General features: G+C 69.6%; 4 protein-coding genes. 1 reads left to right on the top strand and 3 read right to left on the bottom strand.

Translation table 11 applies throughout. The features are described from left to right. Positions 1 to 2464 (bottom strand): ATP-dependent RNA helicase HrpA (hrpA, locus tag ADBZ5U_RS14415; protein ID WP_526811325.1); only part of this gene is annotated, 2464 nt, incomplete at its 3' end. A 25-nt stretch (positions 2465 to 2489) separates the two neighbouring features. Between hrpA and ADBZ5U_RS14410 the strand changes: the two genes are divergently transcribed. After that, the gene (locus ADBZ5U_RS14410; RefSeq protein WP_526811323.1) at positions 2490 to 2645 is read left to right on the top strand and encodes a hypothetical protein; all 156 of its coding nucleotides are present in this window, start codon (positions 2490 to 2492) and stop codon (positions 2643 to 2645) included. Between the two features lie 25 nt (positions 2646 to 2670). Here the strand turns inward: ADBZ5U_RS14410 and ADBZ5U_RS14405 are convergent, their stop codons facing one another. Together ADBZ5U_RS14405 and ADBZ5U_RS14400 are read right to left on the bottom strand one after the other, a co-directional pair. Further along, entirely contained in the window at positions 2671 to 3363 is a 693-nt protein-coding gene (locus ADBZ5U_RS14405) for an Rv0518 family GDSL lipase (protein ID WP_526811321.1), read from the bottom strand. Positions 3364 to 3444: 81 nt separating this feature from the next. Then, positions 3445 to 4643: PTS transporter subunit EIIC (locus ADBZ5U_RS14400; RefSeq protein ID WP_526811319.1), on the bottom strand; the 1199-nt coding region annotated here is incomplete at its 5' end.

The raw sequence follows: 4643 nt of genomic DNA, 5'->3' as shown, positions 1-4643 counted from the left end.
AGAACGCGTAGATCTCGTCGTCCCCGACCAGCAGGTCCCGGCGCCGCGCGCGCTCTTCGAGTTCGGCCACCTCGGTTCGCAGGCGGTTGTTGTCGGCGAAGAAGCGGTGCGTGGTCCGCCAGTCCTCCTCAACCAGCGCGGAGCGGATGAACAACTCGCGCGCCCCCACCGGGTCGACGGCGGCGTATCCCACCCGCCGCCGAGCGGCCAGCGGCAGCCCGAAGAGGGTGACCCGCTCGTAGGCCAGCACCGCCCCGCGCCGGGCGTTCCAGTGCGGCTCGCTGTGGCTGCGCTGGACCAGATGTCCGGCGACGCGTTCGACGGTTTCGGGATCGATCCGCGCCGCGGTGCGGCCGTAGAGCCGACTGGTCTCCACCAGATCTGCCACCATGACCCATTGCGGCGGACGTTTGGCGAGCACCGAACCCGGCGCCAGCACGAAGCGGGCGTTGCGCGCCCCGAGATACTCCCGGCTCTCCCCCTCCCGGAGCCCGACGTGCGACAGCAGGCCGGCCGCCAGGGCGGCGTGCACCCGCGCGGGGTCGGCGGGTTCAGCCGCGCCGTCCGGCGCGCCGCGCAGACCGATCCCGGCGGCGATGCCACGCAGCTGTCCGGCGAGGTCCTGCCACTCCCGGATTCGCAGATAGTGCAGGAACTCCTCGCGGCACATTCGCCGAAAGGCGTTGCCCGACAGGGCTTTGCGCTGACCCAGGAGATAACGCCACAGATTGAGGTAGGACAGGAAGTCCGAGGACTCGTCCGCGAAGCGGGCATGTTTGCGACGAGCCGCCTCCTCCCGTTCGGCGGGCCGCTCGCGCGGGTCGGGGATCGACAGCGCGGCCGCCACGACCAGTACCTCGGGAAGGCAACCCTCGGTGTCGGCCTGCAGGATCATCCGGCCCAGCCTGGGATCCACCGGCAGCTGGGCGAGTCGCCGGCCGATCCCGGTGATCGCACCGCCGGCATCGAAGGCGCCGAGTTCCCGCAGCACCTGCACGCCGTCGTTGACGCTGCGACGCTCCGGCGGGTCCAGGAACGGGAAGTCGGCGACGTCACCGAGCTGCAGGGCCGCCATCTGCAGGATCACCGACGCCAAGTTGGTGCGCAGGATCTCCGGGTCGGTGAAGCGTGGCCGGCCGGCGAAGTCCTGCTCGGAATACAGCCGGATGCAGACCCCCGGCGCGGTGCGGCCGGACCGCCCGGCGCGTTGGGCGGCGGAAGCCTGCGAGATCGGCTCGATGGGTAATCGCTGAACCTTGGTTCGCCTGCTGTAGCGCGAGATTCGGGCCGTTCCGGGGTCGATCACATAGCGGATGCCCGGCACCGTCAACGACGTCTCGGCGACGTTGGTGGCCAGGACCACCCGCCGGGTGAGACGGCCGGCGTTCGGGACGAAGACCCGGTGCTGTTCGGCGGTCGGCAGCCGGGCGAAGAGCGGCAGCACCTCGATGCTCCCCCGAAAGGCGCCCCGGATCGCCTCGGCGGTGTCGCGGATCTCCCGTTCGCCGGAGAGGAACACCAGGACGTCGCCGGGCGGCTCACCCGCAAGTTCCCGCAGTGCGTCGATGATGGCCTCGGTCTGGTCCCGTGGCTCGACGCGGACCACCTCGTGGTCGGGGTCGTCGGGATCGCCGGTGGATGAGTGCCCGTCGGGGGTCGCGGCCGGTTCCAGGGGCCGGTAACGGATGTCGACCGGGTAGGTGCGGCCGGAGACCTCGAAGATGGGCGCGGGACCGTCGGCACCGCCGAAGTGGGCGGCGAATCGCTCCGGTTCGATGGTGGCGGAGGTGACGATCAGCTTGAGATCGGGCCGGCGCGGCAGCAACTGACGCAGATAGCCGAGCAGGAAGTCGATGTTGAGGCTGCGTTCATGGGCTTCGTCGAGGATCAGGGTGTCGTAGCGCAGCAGCCGGCGGTCGCGTTGGATCTCGGCGAGCAGGATGCCGTCGGTCATCAGCTTGACCAGCGTGCGGTCGCTGACCTGGTCGGTGAATCGGACGCTGTAGCCGACGGCCTCGCCCAGCGGGCTGGCCAGTTCCTCGGCGATGCGTTCGGCGACGGTGCGGGCGGCCAGCCGGCGCGGCTGGGTGTGCCCGATGATCCCGCGCACACCACGCCCCAGCTCCAGACAGATCTTCGGCAACTGGGTGGTCTTGCCGGATCCGGTCTCGCCGGCCACCACCACCACCTGGTGGGCGGCGATGGCCGAGGCCAGTTCACCGCGCAGTCGGCTTACCGGCAGGTCCGGGTAGCTGATCCGCGGTACGGCCGCCGTCCGCCCCGCGACCAGCGATTCAGCCCTGTCGACCTGCTCAGCCAGTCGCGCGAGTTCGTCGGCGCCGACCGGCGTGCCCAGCGACTTCAGCCGTCGGCCGAGCCGGGTGGCGTCCCGGATGGTGAGTCCGTCAAGTCGTGCGCGAACCGAACGCACGTCATCGCGGGACGCCTGGGACACTGGAGCCAGGGTAGTTGCTCGGCGAAGGGGTGGAATGACGACAACGCTGATCGTCGGTGGTCTGCTACTGCTGGGCGTGGGCCTGGTGGCCAGTCAGCTGTTCCGGCTCAGGGACTGGCTGAATCGGCAACCGCCGCCCCCGGCGGAGCAGGATCAACCGCCGCCGGATGAGCGGGAGCAGTCGCCGTGAGCAGGCGCGCTCGCGGTTGCGGGTATCAGACCTTGATGGTCAGCTGCCGGTAGATCTGCGGGGCGATCCGCTCAGCCATGTAGACGTGGCCGGCGTCGGTGGGGTGCACCCCGTCCGTGCCGATCAGGTCGGGCCGCCCGACGAACCACCCCTCGGCGATCGGGTCGAGGAACGCCGCGCCGCCGAGGGCGGCCTCCATCCGGAGGGTGTCCCGGATCTTCAGCACCTCGGGTGGCGGGGTCGCGGTCGGCCATGGCGGCCCGATGATGAGGAATTTCGCGTCCGGTGCGGTGAACCGGGCGAGTTGGAACGCTCCGGCCGCCATCTCCGGCAACTTCTTCGGGTCGACCGGTTGGTCGTTGCGGGAGCCGAAGAACACCACCAGGACGTCGTTGTGATGGACCGCGTGCGCGGTCAGATCCTCGAAGACACTGCCCCGTTCGCCGGGCTGCCCGTAGCCGGCGCCGCCCTCGGCGGCCACGTCGGCGTCGATCGGCAACCCGCGCTGGCCCAGCATCTTCGCGGCCAACAGCGGCCAGGAGTTCGGCCCGGTACCGCCCTCACCCGATCCGGCGGTGTAGGAGTCGCCGATCACCGCGATGTGACTCGTACTGCCGGTGGCCGACCCGGCCGGCGCGGAGCCGACAGCCAACCCCGCAGCGCCGACCGCGAGCACCGTCGTCGTCGCAGTACGAAAAACCACTTTTCTCAGGGTCATTGGCGCCACCCTAAACCGGGTCGGCCCGCACGCCCGGCAGGTTCGGCTCGAGCCTCCGCGCGCCGCGGGCCCGTTCCCCGGCTACAGCGCGTCGAGGATGTCGTTCTTGAGCGCCTCGGCCTGCGTTCCGAACACCGCCTGCACACTGTTGCCGACCTCGATGACTCCGGCCGCCCCGAGGGCCTTGAGCCTGGCCTGGTCGACCTTGGTCTTGTCGGCGACATCCATCCGCAGTCGGGTGATGCAGGCATCGACGTTGACCAGGTTCTCCCGCCCGCCGAAGGCCGCGATCAGCTGCTCGGCCCTGCTGTCGGCCACCGGCCGGGCGGCGGTCGCCACCGCCCCGGCCGCAACCGGGACCGCGGTGGCCGAATCGGCGCCCTCGCTGAGGTTGGCCCGCTCCTCGGCCTCGAACTCTCCCTCGACCTCCCGGCCCGGGGTGCGCATATTCCACCTGGTGATGGCGAAGCGGAACAGCAGGTAGTAGATGACGAAGAACACCAGGCCCATGACGATGAGCAGCGGGACGTTCTTGGCCGCCGGGGCGGTGCCGTACAGCAGCAGGTCCATCAATCCCGCGGAGAACGAGAAGCCCAGGTGGATGTCCAGGACGTAGGCGATCGCCAGCGACAGCCCGGTCAGGATCGCGTGGATGACGTAGAGCGGGAACGCGACGAACATGAACGCGAATTCGAGCGGCTCGGTGACGCCGGTGAGGAACGCCGTCAGACCGGCCGCCGAGAGGATGCCGAACGCGGCCTTCTTCTGCCGGGCGTTGGCCACCTGGATCATCGCCAGCGCCGCACCCGGCAGGCCGAACATCAGAATCGGGTAGAAGCCTGACGTCAGGTGCCCGCCGGTCGGATCCCCCGCCGCGAACCGGCTCAGCTCACCGGTGACGACCGTCCCGTCGGACTTCGGGTAGCTGCCGTAGATGAACCACACGTAGGAGTTCAGGATGTGGTGCAGCCCAACGGGAATGAGCATCCGGTTGGCGAAGCCGTAGACGAACGCGCCGAACGCCCCGGCGCCGCCGATGAACTTGCCCAGACCGGTCAGGCCGGCATTGAACACCGGGTAGAAGTAGCTCATCGCGAACGCCACCACCAGAACGGTCAGCGATACGGCGATGGGCACGAACCGCCGGCCGCCGAAGAAACCGAGATACGGCGGCAGTTGGATGGTGTGGTAGCGGTCGAACAGCCAGGCCGTGATCAGGCCGACGACGATGCCGCCGAGCACGCTGTAGTTGATCTGGGCCTGTTTGCCCGCTTTGTCCA

This window comes from Mycobacterium sp., from assembly GCF_040398885.1.
GTDB lineage: Bacteria > Actinomycetota > Actinomycetes > Mycobacteriales > Mycobacteriaceae > Mycobacterium.
This window is presented reverse-complemented; position numbering and strand designations above follow the sequence as displayed.